Annotated in this window: 19 protein-coding genes and 2 pseudogenes; 11 read left to right on the forward strand and 10 right to left on the reverse strand. The window is 41.4% G+C overall.

All coding sequences use genetic code 11. From position 1 onward, the window contains the following. Positions 1-28: 28 nt before the first annotated feature. Positions 29-199 (forward strand): annotated as a pseudogene (locus NSMS1_RS35500) (leucine-rich repeat domain-containing protein); the annotation flags it as partial. A gap of 56 nt (positions 200-255) precedes the next feature. Here the strand turns inward: NSMS1_RS35500 and NSMS1_RS25215 are convergent. After that, positions 256-804 (reverse strand): transposase, encoded by a 549-nt coding sequence (locus tag NSMS1_RS25215; protein ID WP_224086212.1) that lies wholly within the window; start codon positions 802-804, stop codon positions 256-258. Between the two features lie 2 nt (positions 805-806). After that, positions 807-1,103, reverse strand: a complete 297-nt coding sequence (locus NSMS1_RS25220) for a transposase (protein ID WP_224086211.1) — start codon at positions 1,101-1,103, stop codon at positions 807-809. A gap of 116 nt (positions 1,104-1,219) precedes the next feature. Between NSMS1_RS25220 and NSMS1_RS25225 the strand changes: the two genes are divergently transcribed. Together NSMS1_RS25225 and NSMS1_RS25230 are read left to right on the forward strand one after the other, a co-directional pair. After that, a complete protein-coding gene (locus NSMS1_RS25225) occupies positions 1,220-4,045 on the forward strand; it encodes a COR domain-containing protein (protein ID WP_411908697.1) in 2,826 nt (941 codons plus the stop codon). A gap of 84 nt (positions 4,046-4,129) precedes the next feature. Next, entirely contained in the window at positions 4,130-4,678 is a 549-nt protein-coding gene (locus tag NSMS1_RS25230) for a Uma2 family endonuclease (RefSeq protein ID WP_224087417.1), read from the forward strand. On the opposite strand, the gene NSMS1_RS25235 is transcribed toward NSMS1_RS25230, so the two are convergent. Next, the gene (locus NSMS1_RS25235) at positions 4,671-4,832 is read right to left on the reverse strand and encodes a hypothetical protein (protein ID WP_224087418.1); all 162 of its coding nucleotides are present in this window, start codon (positions 4,830-4,832) and stop codon (positions 4,671-4,673) included. The two genes, NSMS1_RS25230 and NSMS1_RS25235, sit on opposite strands and share 8 nt — an antisense overlap. 73 nt (positions 4,833-4,905) lie before the next feature. On the opposite strand from NSMS1_RS25235, the gene NSMS1_RS25240 reads away from it, so the two are divergent. Beyond that, positions 4,906-6,381, forward strand: a complete 1,476-nt coding sequence (locus NSMS1_RS25240) for a site-2 protease family protein (RefSeq protein ID WP_224087419.1) — start codon at positions 4,906-4,908, stop codon at positions 6,379-6,381. 61 nt (positions 6,382-6,442) lie between these two features. Here NSMS1_RS25240 and NSMS1_RS25245 read toward each other — a convergent pair whose 3' ends face one another. Next, positions 6,443-7,315 carry an Rpn family recombination-promoting nuclease/putative transposase gene (locus NSMS1_RS25245; protein ID WP_224087420.1) on the reverse strand — a complete coding sequence of 291 codons (873 nt, stop codon included), beginning with the start codon at positions 7,313-7,315 and terminating at the stop codon, positions 6,443-6,445. A 74-nt stretch (positions 7,316-7,389) separates the two neighbouring features. Further along, positions 7,390-8,634, reverse strand: a complete 1,245-nt coding sequence (locus tag NSMS1_RS25250) for a glycoside hydrolase family 10 protein (RefSeq protein WP_224087421.1) — start codon at positions 8,632-8,634, stop codon at positions 7,390-7,392. Between the two features lie 338 nt (positions 8,635-8,972). Between NSMS1_RS25250 and NSMS1_RS25255 the strand changes: the two genes are divergently transcribed. Then, positions 8,973-9,467: a hypothetical protein gene (locus NSMS1_RS25255; protein WP_224087422.1), complete on the forward strand. Its 495-nt coding sequence runs from the start codon at positions 8,973-8,975 to the stop codon at positions 9,465-9,467. 282 nt (positions 9,468-9,749) lie between these two features. Here the strand turns inward: NSMS1_RS25255 and NSMS1_RS25260 are convergent, their stop codons facing one another. Continuing rightward, the gene (locus NSMS1_RS25260; RefSeq protein WP_224087423.1) at positions 9,750-11,513 is read right to left on the reverse strand and encodes a Rieske (2Fe-2S) protein; all 1,764 of its coding nucleotides are present in this window, start codon (positions 11,511-11,513) and stop codon (positions 9,750-9,752) included. Between the two features lie 357 nt (positions 11,514-11,870). Between NSMS1_RS25260 and NSMS1_RS25265 the strand changes: the two genes are divergently transcribed. The 5 genes and pseudogenes from NSMS1_RS25265 to NSMS1_RS25285 form a co-directional block, all read left to right on the forward strand. Next, on the forward strand, positions 11,871-12,014 hold the full coding sequence (locus tag NSMS1_RS25265) for a hypothetical protein (RefSeq protein ID WP_224087424.1): 144 nt from the start codon (positions 11,871-11,873) through the stop codon (positions 12,012-12,014). Positions 12,015-12,165: 151 nt separating this feature from the next. Next, the gene (locus NSMS1_RS25270) at positions 12,166-13,482 is read left to right on the forward strand and encodes a tetratricopeptide repeat protein (RefSeq protein WP_224087425.1); all 1,317 of its coding nucleotides are present in this window, start codon (positions 12,166-12,168) and stop codon (positions 13,480-13,482) included. 42 nt (positions 13,483-13,524) lie between these two features. Next, a complete protein-coding gene (locus NSMS1_RS25275; protein WP_224087426.1) occupies positions 13,525-15,678 on the forward strand; it encodes a peptidase domain-containing ABC transporter in 2,154 nt (717 codons plus the stop codon). A 41-nt stretch (positions 15,679-15,719) separates the two neighbouring features. Next, positions 15,720-17,210, forward strand: coding sequence for an HlyD family secretion protein (locus NSMS1_RS25280; protein WP_224087427.1), 1,491 nt, complete (start codon positions 15,720-15,722; stop codon positions 17,208-17,210). 59 nt (positions 17,211-17,269) lie between these two features. After that, positions 17,270-17,568 (forward strand): annotated as a pseudogene (locus tag NSMS1_RS25285) (magnesium transporter); the annotation flags it as partial. A 46-nt stretch (positions 17,569-17,614) separates the two neighbouring features. On the opposite strand, the gene NSMS1_RS25290 reads toward NSMS1_RS25285, so the two are convergent. Beyond that, complete coding sequence (locus NSMS1_RS25290) at positions 17,615-17,872, reverse strand: hypothetical protein (RefSeq protein WP_224087428.1); 258 nt, start codon at positions 17,870-17,872, stop codon at positions 17,615-17,617. A gap of 159 nt (positions 17,873-18,031) precedes the next feature. Next, entirely contained in the window at positions 18,032-18,889 is an 858-nt protein-coding gene (locus tag NSMS1_RS25295) for an SDR family oxidoreductase (protein ID WP_224087429.1), read from the reverse strand. A gap of 402 nt (positions 18,890-19,291) precedes the next feature. Here NSMS1_RS25295 and NSMS1_RS25300 point away from each other — a divergent pair, with 402 nt between their 5' ends. Beyond that, on the forward strand, positions 19,292-19,954 hold the full coding sequence (locus tag NSMS1_RS25300) for a class I SAM-dependent methyltransferase (RefSeq protein WP_224087430.1): 663 nt from the start codon (positions 19,292-19,294) through the stop codon (positions 19,952-19,954). Between the two features lie 283 nt (positions 19,955-20,237). Here the strand turns inward: NSMS1_RS25300 and atpC are convergent, their stop codons facing one another. Beyond that, positions 20,238-20,651, reverse strand: a complete 414-nt coding sequence (atpC, locus tag NSMS1_RS25305) for an ATP synthase F1 subunit epsilon (protein ID WP_224095351.1) — start codon at positions 20,649-20,651, stop codon at positions 20,238-20,240. Between the two features lie 166 nt (positions 20,652-20,817). Then, positions 20,818-22,266, reverse strand: coding sequence for a F0F1 ATP synthase subunit beta (gene atpD, locus NSMS1_RS25310; protein WP_224087431.1), 1,449 nt, complete (start codon positions 22,264-22,266; stop codon positions 20,818-20,820). Positions 22,267-22,373 lie beyond the last annotated feature (107 nt).

Raw genomic sequence — 22,373 nt, forward strand, 5'->3', positions numbered from 1 at the left:
AGGAGCAGTTAAACTCGATCTCAGCATTATGGGACTTACTGAAGTGCCAGAGGCGATCGCATCCCTGAGTGGCTTGCAACAGCTTTACCTCTCTAGAAATAAACTGACAGCATTGCCAGAGGCGATCGCATCCCTCACAGGGTTACAACGGCTTAACCTCTCCTCTAACAAACTGACCAAACTACCAGAGGCGATCGCATCCCTGACCCAATTACAAGACCTTAACCTCACCTATAGAACCCATTTGATATCTTTTCAGGCGGTATCTGCGACAGCTAGCCGTTTGAGCATTAGCCGAATAAAACATAGCTTGAGCTTGGCATTGGAACGTTCGAGTGTGCGGTCGAAATTTTTGACTAAACTTTTACATCTCTCCACCCAAGCATTCGATCTTTCAATGACCCATCTGGCAGCAACAGGCACAAATCCAGATAGTCCTTTCGTCTGTTTCTGTGCTTTTGATGGTTTGGCTGAAAGTTCAAATTGAATTTTAGTCATAATCTCTGGGTAAATCTGTTCCAAGGCTTGTGTCAATTGATCAGGATGATAGCCGTTATCTACCAGAATAGTCGTCATGGGTTGCTCCACAGGTTTAGATTTGAAGTAATCAATGTTTTTCGAGAGCATTTCAATTAACCCTTGGTCATCAGATACATTAGCTTTGGTGCAGTGGGTAAAGAAAGGGAAGCCTAAGATATCCACTGCCAAATGTCTTTTGATGCCATTAGTGCATTTGTAAAAGCAAAACCCTTTCGACTCAACACTGGCATTACAAGTATTTTTCACCGCTTGTGAGTCAATCATGATTAGAGTCGTCCACTGCGGTTTTTTTTTACTTGTTCCCGCACCTGCTGATGCAACTCAGTCATGATTTTCGTCAGGATGTCCCCTTCACACCACTGCTGGTAATACCAGAATACTGTTGAATATGGCGGCATATCTCTAGGTAAGTCAGCCCAATTACAACCATTCTTCAGTTGATAAAGTATACCGTTAAGGATTTGCCGCTTTGTCCACACAGGGGGTCTGGTTTTCTTCTTCGTCGGCAATAATGGCTCAATTATTTCCCACTCTTTGTCTGTCAAATCGCTTGAATAACCCATTTTCAATCCTGATCTGCTTCCATGCACCTAATTTCTGTTGATTCTACTCAATCACCAAAAAGATATCAAATGGGTTCTATAACAAACTGACCGAACTGCCAGAGGCGATCGCATCCCTGAGTGGCTTACAAAGGCTTGACCTCAGTAAAAACCAACTGACAGAATTGCCGGAGTGGCTGGGGCATCTTACAAAGTTGAAAGAACTTCATGTTTGGGGCAATCCACTGACTACCCTTCCAGCCCAAATTTCTGAACTGCTCGACTTGGAAACTTTTAGTTTTAATAGTTCAGAGATAACCGAACTGCCAGCAACAGTTTTCCAACTGAAATCACTAAAGTGGCTTGATATCAGTGGTTACGAAAATCTAGCTGTGTTGTCTAAAGCAATTGAAAATCTAAGTAAACTAGAGAACTTGCATCTAACAAGTAGTAAAGTCACAAATATTCCAGAAGAAGTAGGTTCACTAATCAATTTAAAAACTCTGGATCTTTCCAATAACAATTTAACTGACATCCCAACGTCTCTGGCGCAACTGGAATATGTGGAGCAACTCGAACTCAATGGTAATCCCCTGAACCCTGACCTCGCTGCTGCCTACAATCAAGGCTTTGAAGCTGTCAGACAATACCTGCGGGCAAAAGCAGAGGCTCAAGTAACGCTGAATGAAGCTAAACTTATTTTAATTGGCGAGGGTGAAGTAGGTAAAAGTTGTCTATTAGGAGCATTGCGGGGGGATAAATGGGTAGATGGTCGTCCTACAACTCACGGGATTGAGATTAAGCCTGTAATTGTCACCGATCCTGACACTGGCACAGAAATCACTTTGAATGGTTGGGATTTTGGCGGTCAACGGGTTTATCGACCAACGCACCAGTTGTTTTTCAGTGCGCCAGCCGTGTATCTAGTAGTGTGGAAGCCACGGGAAGGCCCCCAGCAGGGCTTTGTCAAAGAGTGGATTACGCTGATCAAAAATCGAGAACCGGATGCAAAGGTATTAGTTGTAGCAACACACGGCGGCCCCGGACAGCGACAACCAGACATCGACAGACAAGAAATTCTAGCTCAATTCGGCAGCGATACGGTGCTTGATTTCTTCTATGTAGACAGCAAACTCAAGGACAATACAACAGATTGCACTGGATTAGCACAATTAAAAGATGCGATCGCTCGTGTCGCCGCATCTCTTCCTGAAATGGGGCGTTCCGTTCCCGCAAAGTGGCAACAGGTAAGAGAAACTTTGCAGATAAGCGATAAACCCTATTTGCTCTATAAAGATGTTATTGCTATCTGCGCTGAACATGGAATTGATGAAAAGCAGGCAGAACTGTTTCTTCGCATCTCCCATACACTAGGGCATTTTATTCATTATCATTACGACCCTACACTGCGCGATATCGTCATTCTCAAACCCGATTGGTTAGCAAAAGCGATCAGCTTCGTGCTAGATGATAAAATGACACGCGATCGCAACGGTTTAGTAGAATTTGAACATCTCAGCGAGTTGTGGAGTAATCCCCCGTTTGAGGGTGAGGAAGGCTACCCCAAACAATTGCATCCTATTTTTCTGCGGTTGATGGAACGCTTTGACCTGTCTTACAAAGTTGTGTTTGATCCGGCAGAACCTAGCACTACTAGCCTAATTGCTCAACTAGTTCCCGACCAACGCCCCGAACTACCCAACTGGGGAGAGCAACCAGAACCCGGAGACAGACAACAGGTGCAAATCTGCCGCATTGTAGACAGTCGGGGACAGTTTGAAGTGGCAGAAGGCTTGTTTTATCAGTTAATTGTCCGGTTACACAAATACTCACTGGGGCGGAAGAATTACGCAGACAGCATTCACTGGCAACGGGGCTTGATGCTTGACAATGACTACAATGGTCGGGCATTGCTAGAGTATGTTGGCACTGATGTAAAAATTACAGTACGGGCAGCTTACCCTGAACGATTCTTGTCTTATCTCACCGAAGATATTAAATGGTTAGTAGAAAATTTCTGGGAAGGGTTGCGTTGTAATGTGATGGTTCCCTGCATAGCATCTTGTGGCATGAATACGCCTGGAAATGGACTGTTTGAGGTACAAAAACTAATTGACAGCAAAAAGAAAAACCGTCATGATTACCCGTGTCCGGTTTCAGGTTGTGGTGAATGGCAAAACATAGATCAATTGCTAAATAACGCTCCAATATCTCAACCCCCATCCCAAGCAATTGGCATTGAGCAGGTACAGAGCATTTTGAAAGAGGAATTAAAAGTCATCCGTAGAGATTTGGTGATTTTGGATCGTCGAGATGAAGAACGCTTTCAGAAATTGTCTCAGGAACAGCGCACCATTTTAAGCCAAGTTGATCAGGAGTTTGCTGCACTTATGCAAATGCTCACCGATGAAGCCAAAGATGGGCCGCGCCTGTTCAGCTTTAAGCCTGTTGACCCGAAATTTTTTGACCGTCCCAAATGGATGAGTGCTAAGTTTCAACTCACCCTCTGGTGCGAACACGCTCGTCAACCACTTCCAGCCTTAAATCCCCACGACCAAAAAAAGGGAGTCTACGAAATAGAGTTACGGCGTGAGTGGTTTACCAAAGCTGTCCCCTTTCTCAAACTGTTGACGGGAACCCTGAGTCTAGTTTTACCTGTTGCTGGTTCTGCAACCAAGTTGATGCTTGATGACACCACCTACAAAGGCATTGAAGAACAACTCGACCTCGGACAGAAAGCGATCGAGTCTACCTTGAAGGGAGGCGATATGGCTTTGGCTGGTGACTTCAAGAGTGATTCTCGATTTTTGGAAGGTGACGCAATTCGCGCCCAAGGTTCGATTTTGCGAGAATTACACGCTCTTTTGAAAGAGAAAGACCCTAGTTTTGGTGGACTGGTGCGGGTGCAGAACAAACGCCGCGAATTTCTTTGGGTTCATCCTCAGTTTGTGGATGAGTATTAAGCCACTGCAAGGCTTGTAGGGAGGTTAGTTATACTGCCTTTAAGATGGGAAAAGATAGCGCATCATTGGGAGGAAGCGATCGCCATGAGTGTGATTGTAGCTAAGTGGACGATTGACGAATATCACCGGATGATTGAGGCTGGCATTTTGTGCGATCGCCAGGTTGAATTGCTTCAAGGAGATATTGTAGAAATGTCTCCCGAAAGAGAAGCCCACGCTTATTGTAGTCATGAAGCAGGTGAATATCTAACGGATTTGTTAAGTCAACGCGCTAAAATTCGTCAAGCCAAGCCTATCACCCTACCCAACGACTCAGAACCCGAACCAGATATTGCGATCGTCCAACGTTTAGGACGCGAATACCGAGCGCATCATCCATATCCAGAAAATATTTTTTGGGTAATTGAGTATGCTAACTCCAGCTTAGAGAAAGATTTAGAGAAGAAAAGCAAAATTTACGCCCAAGCAGGCATCTTAGAGTATTGGGTTGTAAATCTCAAAAAGTTAAACTTGGTGGTATTCCGAGACATTTTAGATGGAGAATACGCCACAAAACAAACTTTAACCACTGGCAAAATTCGACTGCTTGCATTTCCAGATATTTTTGTGTCAGTGGAAAGAATTATTAATTAGTCATTAGTCCATAGTCAACAGTCCATAGTCCATAGTTATTCTCCCCCATCTTCTCCCACTCCTGGTTGGTGAGCGCAGTCGTTCGCGGAGCGTGGCGTTTAGCCACACCACATCTCCCACAAATTCCCCCTTGAGCGATGTGGGTATACTCCATCCTCGTTATAGATTAATAATGTATCTATAACACCGGACTACGGGCTTAGTCTTTCACAGTGAAGGGTTTGGAAATGTTTGCTCTGTCAGAGACTTCTATACTAGGAATAATTGTACTTGTAGCTTTCACCATTTTGGGTTGGGGCTTTTATCGCGCCAGACCTTTTGGTAAACTGGGAATCTTAGCTTGGTTGCAGTCGGTGGTTTTGATGGCTCCCTGGCTGTTGTTTTTTGGTTTGTTCGCTGCCGGGATTTATATCAACATTGTCGGGATATTGTTCTTGGTTGTAGGTTCTGCTGGATTGTACATCTACTTGGGTAGACAGTTACGGGCTGCTGGACAAGACGCTATCCTCAAGCAACGGGCTACGGAAAGGCTGGCTGCTGAATCTTCACCACTGCCAGAAGTGACGCAACCAGTAGGGGTAGTTGTGGAAATCATGCCAATCCCCGCAGAAGACTTAAATGTGATTAAAGGCATTTTTGGGATTGATACATTTTTTGCCACAGAAACGATCGCCTACCAAGAAGGTGCTATCTTCAAAGGTAATCTGCGCGGCGAATCACAAGAGGCTCATCGTCGTTTGAGTAAGAGTTTACAAGAGAAGTTGGGTGAGAAATATCGTCTATTTCTGGTAGAAGACACAGATGGTAAACCTGTGGTTATTGTCTTACCAAGCACTAATGATCCGCGTCCCACGACTTTGCCACAGAAGGCCTTTGCCGCTATCCTGGGTATAGCAACTATCGGCACTAGCTTAGAAACTGCCGGATTACTACTGAATTTTGATTTATTTAGTAGTCCAGAACGTTTGCCAACTGCTTTACCTATAGGCTTAGGCATATTTGCAACTTTAGTGGCTCACGAAATTGGGCATTGGTTTATTGCCCGTCGTCATCAAGTCCGCCTTAGCTGGCCTTTCTTTTTACCAGCTGTGCAGATTGGTTCTTTTGGCGCAATTACTCGCTTTGAGTCACTGTTACCCAATCGCTCAGTATTATTCGATATTGCCGTGGCAGGGCCAATAGCTGGGGGAGTAGTTTCTCTACTGATGCTAATTGCTGGCTTGCTGCTATCTCACCCAGGCAGTTTATTTCAATTACCCAATCAGTTTTTCCAAGGTTCAATTTTGGTGGGTAGCTTGGCGCGGGTTGTCCTTGGTTCGGCGTTGCAATCTCCCTTAGTCAACGTCCACCCGTTAGTAATCATTGGTTGGTTAGGTTTGGTCATTACAGCTTTAAACTTAATGCCTGCTGGTTCTCTAGATGGTGGACGGATAGTTCAGGCAATCTACGGTCGCAAAACCGCAGGACGAGCAACATTTGCTACCTTAGTTGTCCTAGCTTTGGTGTCTCTGGGTAATAATTTGGCGATGTATTGGGCAATTGTAATTTTGTTCTTACAACGAGATTTAGAACGCCCCAGCTTGAATGAAATCAGCGAACCCGATGATGCTAGGGCTGCTTTGGGTTTATTGGTTTTATTCTTGATGATCACCATCCTTTTACCCCTGACTCCCGGCTTGGCTGGGCGGTTAGGTATTGGTTAGTTATCAGTTATCAGTTATCAGTTATCAATTTTTGGACTGATAACTGTTGACTGTTGACTGATTAAATTGCTTCTAGCCAAGCTTGAAAATCAGCTAAATCCGTAAAATCTAATATCGCTTCGCTTAAATCTTCAAGAACAGGTAGAGGTAGACTGGAAATTTGCGATCGCATTTCCTCCGATATTTCTCCAAACCGCTTTCTTAGCAACCGAATCACTAAATTAGCAGCCTCTTGCTGTCTTCCTTCTTCTCGTCCTTCTTCCCGTCCTTCTTCTCGTCCTTCCTCTTTGATTTCGCGGTAAACTCTCGTTTCTTTGAGTGTAATACCCAACATTTCTTCTACCTCTGTTTTACTTAACTGTTCAAACTTGTACACCATAATAGTTGTGATCATCTCTATTATGGCTCGGCTTGATGCTTGAGATACTTCCTGCTGAGTTCTGGTTAATAAATACCTAGCTTCTTGTGGTGCTTGCGCTTCATCTATTGTAGTTAATACCATCAATGCTAACCATAGAGGTAATTGGCGAATATCTCCTAACTCATCTAAATACACTCGATGAACTTGGTCGCTATTAAGTAATGCACGATAAGGATGAATATTACTCTGTTCAGTTTGGCGTGAAGGATAAATAATTACTGTTTCCCAATCGTTAAATCTGGGACGGTTGCGGTAGAAATATAGCCAGGATTCAGCAAATACCCTTTCATAAAGCTGTTCGTCTTTCTGGAATTGCACCTCACAAAAATATACAACACCAGGGCTTTCGCTTTCTGGTGGTAAAAATACCCCGTCAATTTCAAATTTGGGTTCTTTAACAGCTACCGAATCAAATTTATAAGCATTTGCATTGGTTGGGCGGTTGGCCAATAGTTCAAATATTAGAGTAGGGCTTTGTTGAAAGAGTTTGTAAAATATCGAGTCTCGGCGCATGAAAGAATTCGACTATTTTTTGTTGATTATAAATAGCGATCGCCGCAAAACATTCTGTGGCGAATCGCTTTTAATTAAGGTTTCCAACCTGTGATGAGGTTGGGATATTTAGCTGGTTGGGCGAATGTTTGCCGGAAGGCGGCTTGACGTTGTGATAATGTTTCTTGGCTGAGGTTCCACAAGCTTTCGTAGAAGAAGAAGGAAACACCAGCAAAGTTGCGATCGCGGACTTTCTGCACTTGGGTTTGAATCTGCTGCATGGGTACAGAACGATTTTTCAACCCAGACAAAATACCGATACTTACAGGAATGTGTGCTTTAGCTGCTTTGACTTCTGGATACTCCAATTCTTGGACAAAGACGTTTAAATCGTCGCGGTAAATTTGCAATACCAATTCTTCAATCAGTCCCATCCTTTCCCATTTTTGCCAGTCTGCAAGAGAGTATTGGTAGGAGAAACGCTGAGGATTAGGTGCAACGGAAACTAAGCAATTTCTTTTCGTAGCTTTAATTGCTTTAAATACCCTTTGCATGAAGTTGGTGATTTTACTTGCTCGCCAACGTACCCATTCTGAATCACTGGGGTTTGTCGATGGTGCTTGACCACGGTGTTCTTTTTTGTATAAAGCTACTGTGTAGGCATCATAGCCCAGTTCTGAAGGTAAGCCGAAATGATCATCGAATTGAATACCATCGATGTCATAGTTGCGCACAATCTCCAATATTAAATCTTGGATGAATTGTTGAACCTCTGGGCGGAAGGGATTTAACCATACTCGGTCATGTATACCTTCCTTGACTATGCGGCTACCATTGCTAAGATTAGTGAGCCATTGGGGGCGATTTTTGGCTAGGAGAGAATCAGCAGGAGCCATAAAGCCAAATTCAAACCAAGGAATCACTGTTAATCCTTGTTTATGTCCCTCCGTGACGATTTCTTTGAGCATATCTCGCCCTTGTAATCCTGGGGTGGGGTCGAGAGAGCGTCCAATGACTTTGGCGGCAACTTTGCTAGGGTAAAGTGTATATCCCCAATTCCACACAGCCGGATATACAGTATTAAAGTTGAGTTCATCTAGGCGTTGTAAAGATTGTTTGAGGCGATCGCGCTCAAACAGCACATCACTATCAATATTTGTTAACCACACTCCTCTTAACTCAGATGGTGTATTAGGAGTTATTTGAGCGTTTAATGGCAACGATAACATCACTGTAGCCACGCAACTCAAAACCAGCATTACAGCAAAGAAAATTTGCTTTTTAATCAAAAAAATCTTGGCAATTAAAGATTCAGCACACCACTTTACAAAAACCTGCATAAACTGTTCCACAAATCTGCAAAGAAAACATGAAGCATGACTGTAATAGTTAAGCAGAAGTTGCGCCTTTTTGTTAGGCTTTAGTGGTTGTATTGTGTTACATGACTTGCCGTAACTGCAAAAAGCAATGTAGTTGCCATCAACGAATTTTAGAACTTAACCAAGAAATTTATATCTAATGGCTTATTGTGAAGTTTTCACTTATAGTGCAAAAATAGTGTATCTTTATAATTATTCTAAGTAATAATAACTAAAACTACTTAAAATATAATTAACAATATATTAAGTAACTTAGCGACAATGTTAAGCAACTTTAAAAACCGCAAACAGGGTTAACAATGAACAGCTTAAATAACCCGCAACACCTACTAACAGACATTACAGCAGCCACTAAGAGATTAGAAAGGGCGATAATGTTATCTGATGGTGAGTTTTCACTGATATTAGCTTGTTCAAACTCTGTTAAAAAGCAGCAAATACTTAATTGCTTAAAAACATCTTCATTAAACAATATTCAACAAATTACTCTCTCCCCAACAGACGAGACATTATACACAACTATTAAAAGTGTCTTGGGAACGGCTCAACCTGAAGCTTTGATGATTCTGGGTTTAGAATCTGTAGAGGCAATTAATCAACTGATCCTTAGTACAAATATGATGCGGGATGAGTTTCGCAAGAGTTTCCATTTTCCCGTAGTGTTGTGGCTCAATGATGAAATCCTGCAAAAATTAATCTGGTTAGCACCTGATTTAAAAAATTGGGCAGCGAATACCATTCGATTCGATGTTACTCAAAAACAGTTAATTGAGGCCACAGCCCTGAGTGTGTAATCTCCACCTGAGAGATGTTTTCCGTAGAGAATTGCGTGATTTGGAGCAAACTCAACTGCGATCGCTAAGATTTAGTCATTAGTTTTGAAAGTGGAAACTGGCACAGTAACAGTTAACAAAGTTACCCCACAACTTGAGGAAACTTTTAAAAATGCCAATAATAAACTTGAGAATATTAATCATCAAAAACAATAGATGGAAATGCAGCATTGACAAAAAAAGCCTCCAATTGGAGGCTTTAATAAATTCAACAAAAAATGATTTTAGTGCGTACATTTGTACTTAAGACTCCTCAAATAAGCGATCGCCCTGATGCAGACGTTCAGCAATTTGATAAGTTTGTGCTTGAGAGCGCATTGTGGGAGAGTGAGCAGCTAAATAGCGAGAAGCAGCAACTAAGATGTGAATCGCTGCCGGAGTTTGCCCTAACAAAGAATACTGTCGAAAAGCGGCTTCGATTTCTTGAATTACATGAAAATCACGATTTTCTCGTAACATCATTTTTCCCAGCATTGCCATCAGTTTTTGAGGACTACCATTGCTATATAAATACTTAGCCACTAATTGCCCTGTTTGGTTTACTTGTTGTTGGCTATTGAGTAAATCTGGTAGTTGCTTGAGTAATTCTTCAGGATTTGCTACTAAATCTTTAGGTTCTGGAAGTCTTGCTGGTGGTACATTTAAAAAACGATTTAAGTATACACTCATAGCCGCATCAAACACACCTCTAAGCAATTCTACTGTTGGTACTCTTCGTAAGCCTTGATGCACAGCATTAGCAAATGTAAATGAATGGTGTGCCGAATCCCAATCTCCAAAGTCATTATTAATGTGGAAACGCGCTATTCGTAATGCTGCTGTATAAGTAACTACACTAGCTAATTCTTCTTCAGTACAACCTGCTGCCAGGGCTGCTAGAAGTGAGTCTGCGATCGCCTGTGGGTCTTCTCCCAATAAAATTGGTACTAGTTCATCGCTATTTGACCAAGTACCCCCCTGAGATTTACCTAAATTTAAGACAGTGGGCAATTGTTTAAAAGCCGAGTTCAAGATGCCAACTAAATCTACAGGGTAGAGCCAGGAATTAGATTCCTCCATGCGAGAAGCATTAGCTAAACCCGAAACTAGACTAGGCAAAATAGATGCGGCTGATTCCCAGCCTACAACATCAAGTGCTTCTAAAGCTTTGTTAATAAAATCTAGTGTATGCCCAACATCAAGATATCGATGATCAGTAGCAGCACAAAAGAGCATATCAGCGATTTGTACTGAAGTTGCTCCTGAACTAATCGCAGATACTAAGCATCTTTGTGCTGCTTCGGTATCCCTTACCTGAATAAATTGGCGAAACCAACTTTTGAAGGTAGCAAAATCAACTGTAGAGTTGGGTAATGGGTGAACGACAAACTCTGGTGGCGCACCAGCACTATCGTTGGCTACGGCAGAAAGTCCGTGAAATACAGCACGGGGTTTGTCTTCAATATCTAGATAGGGTAACAGATTCATCATGCAGGTATGGATAGTCAGACCAGTACCCCAACCAGCTTTGTTATAGCGAGTCCCAAATTCTAGCCCTGTCAAAAATGGTTCTGCCGGATTAATTCCTATATCTAAAAGTGCGAGCGTTGATTTAGCGATAACTAAAGAAATATTCTGCTCTAATCCATCTTGGAGACGTTGACGTTGGTGAGTATAAGGATCAGATGGAGAAGCTAAATTCACCCAGACCTCATCATCACGGATTTCTACAGGAAAACAGGGAACATCATCAGCCCACGAATCGAATGTACCACCACTAGCTAGGTCAAAGCGAGCATAATGCCAAGGGCAAGTAACAATACCATCTTTGCAAGTGCTTCCTTGTAAGGGAAAACCCATGTGAGGGCAACGATTATCAATTGCATAAACCTTATCATTATAGTAAAAAAGAGCAAGTGTCTGCTTCTTTTTGTGGACTACTAAACTGCCTGCGGCTTTGACTTCGGCTAATTGAGTAACATAGATATAGTTATCTGTTTTAGTTGTATTTTCAAATATTTGAGTCATTTTTATAGATTATTTTAGGATTACAGAATTGGTGCTATGGCAGATTAAGCCACTAGCAAAATGCGAGAGAAACACATTTCTCGTAATTTACCGAAACGCTTATTGGCAAAAGGTTTTAAACGTGTTTCTTGAAAGTATAGCAAAGTTTATCTCAAAAAAAGGTACACAAGAGGGTAATATTCATCGGCGAAGAAATTAACTATTGTAGTTATAGGTTGAGGCGAGTAACTAGTAGTAAAGCTGAAAGTCTTCAGATGTTGTTAAACCAATTCTGCTTACTTTCCAAATTGCTTTATCTAGTTTCTCTACTCAATTCTATCAAGTTCATTTTTTGATTAACAAACAAAGGAGTCTATCATGTCTAAGAAAAATACTGTTACCAACGGCCAAGAAAAAGAAGTTCGTCAACAACAGAACAAACCTGCAATTACCGAACTTTCTTTTGAAGCTATGGAAACCATCTCTGGTGGTGCAGGTAAAGTCAAATGGGGTCTTGCCTAAAAAAGACCAACTACTAGCTTCTACTAATTGCTAGTAAAGAAAGCTAGTGCAATAGGGGGTGAGATGAAAACTTATCCTGTTGCACTAGCTTTTATATAAAAGGTAACACATATACAACTTAAATAAAGCTATAATTTTTAGGAGAAAATAAATGTTATCGATAGAAAGTTCCCCAAAAGCTTGGTTGCATCAAATCTATTTAAATTTAGGCAATTTTGCAGCAGGTTCTCCCCACCATTATAAAGTTGAATTTAGCTACAATCATTTAATAGAGCAGACTTCAGTTCCCTATCAAGTGCAAGTAAGCCTTCCAGAATCTTTCCGAGAATTTCTCATCCGCGAATCTGGACTACACCAATATCAAGTTAAAAATCCTCTAGCATTAGCTCCTGAATTGCGGACACAAAGATGGCAAAACTTGTGTGAGCATTTAACTAATTATTCAGAATTATCTAAGTCTACCCAAGTTAAGGTTATTAAACTACTCAGTAGTTTGTGTTTTCATCAAGCTGTTTTAGAGTATGTACCACCCATATCAGCAGTTGAGATAGCAAATGATTGTGATAGTGCATCTCTGGCTTTATTGCGTGCTATGTCTGACTTCATCTTACATAGCGATCGCTACTTACCCTATAATTTCAAAGATTTAGAAACTATTGCCCAAAATGCGCCATTAGGACATCTCACTAGAATTACAGCTGGACTACAAATTTTAGTGGAGTTAGCTAAAACCTTCAAAGATTTAGAAGGTGCAAGGTATTGGCGTTCAATTGTTAGTAAAGAAATTGAGTCAACTCGACCATCACTAGATGCCTTTACTGCTGGACTTTTAATGAGTGTCTACTATCGTGCTGCTGTCTTTGTCCCACTTTTGGAAAAGGATCAAGATACAGTTATTGCTGAGATGGATCTTTGCCAATCTTATGCTGAAAGTTTGATTCCTGAAAACCAAGAACAACAGATTATTGCTTACGAGAATCTCAGCATTATCGGGGAAAGCCGCACTAAGGAAGCACTTTGGTTACGTGATTTCGATTTAGCTGAAGAACGCGCTCGCAAACTGATCGAGCGAGATATTTTAGATCCAAGATATCGTTTGGAGTTAGGAGAAGTTCTCTTGAAACGAGGACGAGTTGACGAAGCGGCTCAAGCCTATCGCAGTGCTACTCGTTTGGGCCCTCCGGGTACAGCCGTAGGTTGGTTTATGGCTGGACAATGCTACCAGTCTTTGGGAGAATTACAGGTAGCTTATGATTGTTACCTTACATGTTTGCATTATGATCCTTTAGCTATTTCTGCTGTTAAACGTTTGTACCAAATTACATCTCATTTAGAAGATGAAGAAGTTTCTAGTTGGTGTCAATTGCGTTTGTCACAATTGGAACAAGAAAAACACAACATGGCAGCTAAAGGAAGTAATCTTCCTACTTATATTCCAGCAGTTTCTACACCGATGCAACCTGTTTAGTTTCTAAGTGTTATTTTCCGCAATTGAATTGTCAGCAAGCGTATGAAATATCCCAATGTACTGCAACATAACGAAGAAGACTGTGGGGCAGCTTGTTTGGCTTCGATCGCCAAGTATTACGGACGTACATTTACTCTCAACCGCATTCGTGAAGCAGCTGGAACTTATCGCTCCGGTACAACTTTACTCGGTTTAAAACAAGGAGCAGAGGCACTAGGATTTACCAATGTTAGAGGTGTTAAAGTTACTCTCAATGTAATTGATGAGCGCAGTATTCCCCTACCTTGTATTATTCATTGGAAAGGTTTTCACTGGGTTGTCTTATACGGAAAAAAGGGTAAGAAATACCTAATTGGCGATCCGGCGATCGATGGACTTCAATACATCGAGAAACATTGGTTAGAGCAAGCTTGGCAGGATGGCATTTGTCTCGTTCTTGAACCCGATCCCGTTAAATTTCTGGCTCAAGAGGATGAAAGTGATAAGATAGGTGGATTATCGCAGTTTGTCAAGCATATTTGGCATGAACGTCCCCTATTTTTCCAGATATTAATTCTTAATTTAGTAGTAGGATTAATTGCCTTAGCTGCTCCTTTACTTCTGCAAATTTTAACGGATGATGTACTACTAAGAGGAGATAATCAGTTACTAACTCGCCTTATTATTGCCATTCTGACAATAAATTTAGTTGGTAGTAGTTTAGATTGGTTACAAGCCAGTTTTATCTCTCACTTCGCTCAAAGATTAGAATTAAAACTAATTTTGCAGTTTGCCCAACAAATTTTACGTTTACCCCTAAGTTATTACGAATCCCGTAGGAGTGGAGAAGTTACTAGCCGCTTAAGGGATATTCAATTGATCAATCAACTAGTTTCGCAAGTTTTGATCAATTTACCTGGTCAGTTATTTGTGGCTATAGTTTCTTTAGCCTTGATGCTTTATTACAATATAAAACTGACTTTAATAGCATCTGTACTCTCATTTTTGATGCTTTCATCAACATTGGTATTCCTCCCAGTACTACGGCAAAAAACTAGAAATTTACTCAGTAAGGAAACTGAAAATCAAGGTATTTTAGTAGAAACTTTTAAAGGAGCAATTACTCTTAAAACTCTCGCAGCTGCACCTCAGTTATGGGAAGAATTTAAATTTCGGTTTAGTCGCTTGGCGAAAGTCTCTTTTTCAACTATTCAAATTAGTATTACTAACAATACTTTTTCTCGATTAGTAGAGCGAATAGGCGGAATTGTCTTTCTTGGGTTTGGTAGTAGCTTGGTAATTAATCAAGAGTTAACTACTGGACAATTACTCGCACTTTATAGCCTGTATCGTAATATTACGATACTACTAATTAATTTGGTAGTTTTTACTGATGAATTTGTCCGTGTTGATGCAGCAGCACAAAGAATCAATGAAGTAATTGAACATTCATCTGAAACTGATAAAGATAACCATAAACCTTATGTTACTTTTTCTGGAGACGATACAATTAATTGCACAAATATTAATTTTAATTATACGGGACGCATAACGCTTTTAGAAGATTTTAGTCTGACTATACCAGGAGGCAAAGTTATTGCTCTCATTGGTCAATCTGGTTGCGGCAAAAGTACCCTCACCAAATTAATGGCAGGTTTATATCCTTTGCAATCAGGCAAGATTCGGATCGGTGATTACAATATAGAAGATATTTCTTTAGATTGCCTACGTCAGCAAGTTGTTTTAGTTCCTCAAGACCCCCATTTTTGGAGTCGCAGTATTATTGATAATTTTAATTTAATCGATCCTAAAATTACTTTTGAAGAAATTGTCACTGCTTGTAAGCTGGCAGAAGCCGATGAATTTATTAGCGATTTACCAAGCCGTTATCAAACAATTTTAGGAGAATTTGGAGCTAACCTTTCAGGAGGACAACGACAAAGATTAACTATTGCTAGAGCTATTGCCAAAAAACCACCAGTTTTAATTTTAGATGAATCTACAAGTGCGCTTGATCCTGTTAGTGAAACAAAAATATTAGACAACATATTACAATATCGTCAAGGTAAAACAACAATTTTAATTAGCCATCGTCCGCGAGTTATTCAGCGTGCTGATTGGATCGTTTTTCTAGATAAAGGGCGCTTAAAGATTCAAGGAACTCTCGAAGAATTATCTCAACAACCAGGTGATCATTTAAATTTTATTATTGCTTAATCTTTAAACTGCTTGGAACTTACTATAAGGAGTTTTATATTTTGAACACTTCTCAAGAAGATTTTTTATTTTTAGGCGAAGAACAAGAATTATTACCATCGCTCAATCGTTGGATGAACTGGGGCGGATTGTTGATTGTGGGAACAGTGGCAGCGACAATTATTGTATCCTCAGTCTTCAAATATAATGTTAGCGTTCAAGCCCCAGCTACTATTCGTCCTGATGGAGAATTGCGAGTTGTTCAGCCAGGAATTGAAGGACAGATCAAAGAAATTTTTGTGAAACCAAATCAAGAAGTAAAAGCAGGAGACATTCTTGTATCTTTGGATGATACTCGCTTACAAATTCAAAAAAGCCAGTTAGAAACTCGCCTGCAACAATCTAAATTGCAATTGTCGCAAATTAACGCGCAAATTCGCGCTCAAGATGCTCGGATTTTAGCAGAAACAGAAAGAAGCGATCGCGCTATTGTTTCTGCTAAAGCTGAACTGAATCGTTCTCGACGAGAATATCGAGATAAACAAATTACCAGCCAAGCGGATGTAGAAGAAGCACAAGCTAAGGTTAGAAGTGCCAGAGAAAAGTTGCAACAGACCCAAGCGGAGTTAAAAGCAATCGAGGCTAATTCACGAGCGCTACAAGCTTCGTTTAACTCAGCAGTAGTTAAGCGTGATCGCTATAAAATCGTAGCTGAACAAGGTGCTTTACCTCTAGATCAATTAGAAGAAGCTCAACTCGCGGTTAATCAGCAAACAGAAGCGCTAGAAGCTCAAAAAGCTACTACTCAGGCTCATCAAAAACTAATTGAACAGCATAAACAAGACTTAGCAGCCGCCATTGCTAACTTGCAGAGAGTGCAAGCCTTCCTGAAACCCGACCCCGCAGAAGTCACAGTCGCCAATGAAAAAGTTTTCCAAGAGAAAGCGACTATTAGTTCACTCTTAGCAAATCTGACAAAAGAGCGAGATGCACTGATTGAACAGCAAATTAACTTACAAAAACAGACAAAAAGTGATCTTCAAGAACTACAAAAAGTGGCTTTTGACTTACAACATACTTTCATTAAAGCCCCTATCGATGGCATTATTTTAAAAATCAATCTTCGCAATCCAGGTCAAACAGTCGCAAACAACACAGAAATCGCTCAGATTTCTCCTAGCAAGACCCCATTAATTATTAAAGCTTTAGTCACGGCTCAGGATGTTAATAAGGTGAAAAGCGGGCAAAAAGCACTGTTGAAAGTTTCGGCCTGTCCTTATCCAGATTATGGTACACTCAAAAGCCAAGTTAAGCAAATTTCTCCTGACTCTGCATCTGTTGAAAGCTACAATGAAACTTCTCCAACAACAGCAAACAAAAGCGATCGCACTGTTTATGAAGTCACAATTGCACCAGAAAGTATGGCTTTAAAGCAAGGATTAAATCAGTGCTTTATCCAATCAGGAATGGAAGGAAAAGTTGAGATTATTTCTGGACAAGAAACAATTCTGCAATCTCTGTTAAGAAAAGCGAGATTACAGACAGATTTATAGTTATGGTTGAAAATCTATTGAGCTTGGTGGAAAAACTCAGACCTTTGGGGGCGTAGTTTTCTAAGGTAGTGATTTGCGGGATGAATATAGAAGAAATACGATCGCTCGGCCCTTTGCAAGTCGTCGGTAGGAAAGCGATCGCAGGTGCGTTGTTAGGGGGAATTTTAGGGACTACCGCTACTATCTGGGCTTATTTTCTCCAGGTCGATTTGAAGTAGCGATCGCTGTTGGTGCGAGTTTAATAGCTATTTCGCTTTTTGCTCCTGCCTTAATGTCAGCACCATTTATCACTACAACCGTTGACGTACTTGGAGTTTTAATTTACTTCAACTTGGCACGGGTAATTTTAAGGTTGTAAAATGTTGACTGTTGACTGTTGACTAATGACTAATAACCAATGACATTTACAATTCTGTAGCCGTATCAGGAGCAACAATTTCACCAGTTCCCAATTCCAGTATCATGTCTTGGTCGGTGATTAATTCGTTCAATTCTTTAACTTGTAAATTCATTTCCTCACACGCTTTTCTTAGTTCTCGTGCGAATTTATTTAAGTCATCGCCATAGCCACATTGATAAGCCGCAGTTTCTATTCCCTGTTTGGCATTTGCCCTCGCACAATCTACTAATTCTGTGCCATGTAATGGTTTTAGGGATGCCATAAGCCGTTTTTTTTCTTAAATGTTCTTTATTATATATAGCAATTGTTCAGTATTAGATCATCTCTCTGTTGGCAGACAAAAAAGGGGAGTTAGGAGAGGGAAAGAGGTTTTTTACTGAAAAATCAGCAAATTTTAACAACTTTCCCTTCCCCTTCATTTTTAAGCGTTAACGACTTCACCACCGTTAGGATGTAAAACTTGACCAGACATATAAGAGGAGTCATCAGAAGCTAAAAATACATAGCTTGGCGCTACTTCTTCTGGTTGTCCTGCTCGTTGCATTGGTACTTGTTTACCAAAGCTTTCTACTTTTTCTTCAGGGAATGTAGAGGGAATTAAAGGTGTCCAAATAGGACCGGGTGCAACAGCATTAACTCTAATGCCCTTGCTAACTAAATTTTGTGATAAGGAACGGGTGAAAGCAACAATTGCCCCTTTTGTTGCAGAGTAATCGAGCAATTGAGGACTGCCTTTATAGGCTGTAACTGATGTAGTATTTATAATTGCACTACCTTGTTTTAAGTGTTTGAGTGCAGCTTTGGTTAAATAAAACATCGAAAAAATGTTAGTGCGGAATGTCCGTTCTAACTGTTCAGCCGTAATATCTTCGATACTTTCTTGGGGATGTTGTTCAGCCGCATTATTGATGAGAATATCCAATTTCCCAAACTCATTGACAGTTTGTTGGATAGCACGCTGACAAAAAGCTTCATCTGTGATGTCTCCAGCGATCGCTACAGCACGCCGTCCATATTCTTCTACTGAATGTTTAGTTTCTTCTGCATCGCCGTGTTCGCTGAGATAAACAAACGCTACATCTGCACCTTCTTTGGCAAATGCGATCGCCACAGCACGACCAATTCCACTATCACCACCAGTAATTAAAGCAACTTTATCTTTTAATTTACCGCTACCCTGATATTTCTCATCATCAGCTTTGGGTTTTGGCTGCATTTTCGATTCTGTACCAGGTGGCTGTTGTTTCTGTGGTGGTTGTAATGTTTGATTCTCTGGCATATCTTTTTCTCGGTAATATTTTAGCAATTTATTATTAGAGATTAAAAAATTAATTGACTTTTTTAATCCCCACAATTAGACCTTGGATCGACAACCAACCCAAGGTCTAATTGTGCTTTTGCTCTCACTTGCAAATAGCAAGTTTACGCATTTTCACCCCGGATATTAGCCAAACATATTCACTGCTGGCTATTTTATGTAACTAACAATATTGCTCCTCACACCCAACACACAAGGATTAATTCGACTACGGAAAACAAGTACACAACTCTCTTTTGATGTAGGATTGCTCCTATTCATCTGCCTTAAAATTAACTATTATGTAATTAATATTTATCGGTCTTTAGGGGGAAACCAAACTAAGTTATTATCAATCCACAGGGTGAAAAAATTAGAAATATTATGACAACTCGCACTCTGGGCATCCCAGAAAACTTATATGACTATTTACTATCCATTTCTTTACGGGAACCAGAGATATTAACTCAATTACGCCACCAAACAGCCCAGCACCCTGTAGGAAGAATGCAGATAGCGCCAGAACAAGGACAATTTATGGCGTTGTTGGTGCAGTTAATTGGGGCAAAGAAAACCTTAGAAGTGGGAGTATTTACAGGCTACAGTGCGTTGATAGTTGCCCTAGCTTTACCTGCTGAGGGGAAGGTGGTAGCTTGTGATATTAGTGCAGAGTTTACCAGCATTGCCCAACATTATTGGCAACAAGCCAAAGTAGCCCACAAAATTGAATTACATCTCGCCCCAGCTTTGGAAACTTTAGACAAATTACTCGCAGTCGGGGAAGCGGAAACCTTTGACTTTGCCTTTATTGATGCGGATAAGAGCAACTACGATAATTATTATGAGCGATCGCTGCAATTAATCCGTCCAGGCGGTCTTATTGCCATTGATAATGTTCTTTGGTCTGGTAGAGTCGCCGACCCCCAAGTACAAGATAATCGGACAAAGAAAATCCGCGCCTTCAACGAAAAGTTACTACAAGACCAGCGCATCGGTTTAAGCCTCGTTCCTATTGGTGATGGCTTAACTTTGGCAAGGAAGAATTAATATTTAAGTAATATGAAAGGTGAGCAAAATTAAATTGCCCACCTTGCAAAACTTAGTATGTATGATTTTCTGTCAATTCTTCAAAATTCGTTAAAAATAAGAAGTTCAAAATTGAAAACCTTACAACATATAGCTTGGTTAATTTTGAATTTTGAATTTTGCGGAAAGTTGCGGTGCGGTGAATCCAGCCCTGTAGGCGGGTTTCCCGCCGTAGGGGACTGGTGAACCCGGAGGGGGGTTCCCCCCGTTGAGCAAACTTTCCAAGACGAATTTTGAATTGATTCTATACCATACCGCCAGCAGCTTGAAAACGAGCGCGAGCGCGTTTAAAGGCTTGATTGGCTTGGATTTGGGCTTGGCGATCGCCTTGTGGTACTTGATTCAGCTTTGTTTGCGCTTGGCTGTATGCAGTACGTGCTTCTTCTAGGTTGATCGCGTCGCCGCGTTCTGCACCATTTACGAGGATAGTGACTTCATTTTCCTCAACTTCGGCAAAACCACCCAATAGGGCGATCGCTTGCCAGTTTTGGCTTTTGCTGGCGCGTACTCGTAGTACACCTGTATCCAGCGCAGTTAACAGTGGAGCGTGTCCACTCAGGATACCTAGCTGACCGGTAGTGCTGGGTAAAACCACTTCATCAGCTTCCGCATCCCACACTGTTTTATCTGGGGAAATTACACGGACAGTTAGGGTCATAAGTTGTAAATTGTCAAGAGTCAACAGTCCATAGTCCATAGTCCATAGTCAACAGTCAACAGTCATGTAGCTTTGGACTCTCCGGGTACGCCAGTCCCCTGCGGCGGGAAACCCGCCTACAGGGCTGGACTCACTAATGACTATTGACTAATGACTATTGACTAATTTAGCCTTTGATTTTTTCAGCTTTAGCGATCGCTTCGTTGATGTCGCCTACCAAGTAGAAGGCTTGCTCTGGCAGATCATCTAATTCACCAGAGAGAATCTTCTGGAACCCTTTGATGGTGTCTTCTAACTTCACGTACTTACCAGGAGAACCTGTGAATACTTCAGCTACGAAGAAGGGTTGAGACAAGAAACGCTCAATCTTACGGGCGCGTGCTACTGTTAGACGGTCTTCTTCAGACAATTCGTCTAAACCCAAGATAGCGATGATGTCTTGTAATTCTTTGTAGCGTTGCAAGGTTGATTGGACAGCACGAGCAGTATTGTAGTGTTCGTCACCAACGATGTTGGGCTGCAACATTGTAGAAGTGGAACCCAGAGGATCTACCGCAGGATAAATACCTTTAGATGCCAAACCGCGAGATAGTACTGTTGTACCATCTAAGTGAGCAAAGGTGGTAGCAGGTGCGGGGTCTGTTAAGTCGTCCGCAGGTACGTATACTGCTTGAATTGAGGTAATAGAACCTTCGGTTGTGGAGGTAATGCGTTCTTGCAGTTCACCTACGTCAGTACCCAATGTAGGCTGATATCCTACCGCAGAAGGCATCCGACCCAACAGCGCGGATACTTCAGAACCTGCTTGTACGAAGCGGAAGATGTTGTCAATAAATAACAGTACGTCTTGCTTGTTGACATCGCGGAAGTATTCAGCCATTGTCAAACCAGACAAACCTACCCGCATTCTTGCTCCGGGTGGTTCGTTCATCTGACCGTACACTAGCGCAATCTTCGATTCATTGAGGTTCTCGTTGTTGATTACCCCAGATTCAATCATTTCGTTGTAGAGGTCATTCCCTTCACGGGTACGCTCTCCCACACCAGCGAACACAGACACGCCACCGTGTTGGGTAGCGATGTTGTTGATCAACTCCATCATGATTACGGTCTTGCCTACGCCTGCACCGCCGAACAGACCAATTTTACCGCCGCGTCTGTAGGGGGTTAAGAGGTCAACAACCTTAATCCCTGTCTCGAACACAGAAGGCTTGGTTTCTAAGTCTGTGAGTTTAGGGGCTGAACGGTGGATGGGTAGAGTTTCTTCGTTATTAACTGGCCCTCTGTTGTCTACAGGTTCGCCAAGAACGTTGAAAATCCGACCGAGAGTTGCTTTACCAACTGGTACGCTGATAGGAGCGCCTGTATCAACAACTTCCAAACCACGGACTAAGCCATCGGTGGAACTCATAGCTACGGCGCGGATTTGGTTGTCGCCCAAAAGTTGCTGTACTTCGACAGTCAGGTTGATGTCTTGTCCTGCTTCGTTAGTACCTTTGATGGTCAGAGCGTTGTAGATTTGCGGTAACTTACCGCCGGGGAATTTAACGTCTACAACCGGGCCGATGATTTGGGTAATGTAACCGATGTTTGTTTTTTCTGCGGTGGTGACCATGCTGCGCCTAGTGATTGAAGCTATATTTCAGATAAGGTCGTAGAAGACATAAGTTTATGCAATGTCATCTTTAACTGTAGCATCGGAGGGGGACAGAGTTCCGTTAG

The organism is Nostoc sp. MS1 (assembly GCF_019976755.1).
GTDB lineage: Bacteria > Cyanobacteriota > Cyanobacteriia > Cyanobacteriales > Nostocaceae > Trichormus.

Excerpts from the sequence above, each read along its gene's own strand:
- NSMS1_RS25215 (WP_224086212.1), bottom strand. The coding sequence starts at position 804 with ATGATTGACTCACAAGCGGTGAAAAATACTTGTAATGCCAGTGTTGAG.
- NSMS1_RS25220 (WP_224086211.1), bottom strand. The coding sequence starts at position 1,103 with ATGGGTTATTCAAGCGATTTGACAGACAAAGAGTGGGAAATAATTGAG.
- NSMS1_RS25230 (WP_224087417.1), top strand. The coding sequence starts at position 4,130 with ATGAGTGTGATTGTAGCTAAGTGGACGATTGACGAATATCACCGGATG.
- NSMS1_RS25235 (WP_224087418.1), bottom strand. The coding sequence starts at position 4,832 with ATGGAGTATACCCACATCGCTCAAGGGGGAATTTGTGGGAGATGTGGT.
- NSMS1_RS25240 (WP_224087419.1), top strand. The coding sequence starts at position 4,906 with ATGTTTGCTCTGTCAGAGACTTCTATACTAGGAATAATTGTACTTGTA.
- NSMS1_RS25245 (WP_224087420.1), bottom strand. The coding sequence starts at position 7,315 with ATGCGCCGAGACTCGATATTTTACAAACTCTTTCAACAAAGCCCTACT.
- NSMS1_RS25250 (WP_224087421.1), bottom strand. The coding sequence starts at position 8,634 with ATGCAGGTTTTTGTAAAGTGGTGTGCTGAATCTTTAATTGCCAAGATT.
- NSMS1_RS25255 (WP_224087422.1), top strand. The coding sequence starts at position 8,973 with ATGAACAGCTTAAATAACCCGCAACACCTACTAACAGACATTACAGCA.
- NSMS1_RS25260 (WP_224087423.1), bottom strand. The coding sequence starts at position 11,513 with ATGACTCAAATATTTGAAAATACAACTAAAACAGATAACTATATCTAT.
- NSMS1_RS25265 (WP_224087424.1), top strand. The coding sequence starts at position 11,871 with ATGTCTAAGAAAAATACTGTTACCAACGGCCAAGAAAAAGAAGTTCGT.
- NSMS1_RS25270 (WP_224087425.1), top strand. The coding sequence starts at position 12,166 with ATGTTATCGATAGAAAGTTCCCCAAAAGCTTGGTTGCATCAAATCTAT.
- NSMS1_RS25275 (WP_224087426.1), top strand. The coding sequence starts at position 13,525 with ATGAAATATCCCAATGTACTGCAACATAACGAAGAAGACTGTGGGGCA.
- NSMS1_RS25290 (WP_224087428.1), bottom strand. The coding sequence starts at position 17,872 with ATGGCATCCCTAAAACCATTACATGGCACAGAATTAGTAGATTGTGCG.
- NSMS1_RS25295 (WP_224087429.1), bottom strand. The coding sequence starts at position 18,889 with ATGCCAGAGAATCAAACATTACAACCACCACAGAAACAACAGCCACCT.
- NSMS1_RS25300 (WP_224087430.1), top strand. The coding sequence starts at position 19,292 with ATGACAACTCGCACTCTGGGCATCCCAGAAAACTTATATGACTATTTA.
- atpC (WP_224095351.1), bottom strand. The coding sequence starts at position 20,651 with ATGACCCTAACTGTCCGTGTAATTTCCCCAGATAAAACAGTGTGGGAT.
- atpD (WP_224087431.1), bottom strand. The coding sequence starts at position 22,266 with ATGGTCACCACCGCAGAAAAAACAAACATCGGTTACATTACCCAAATC.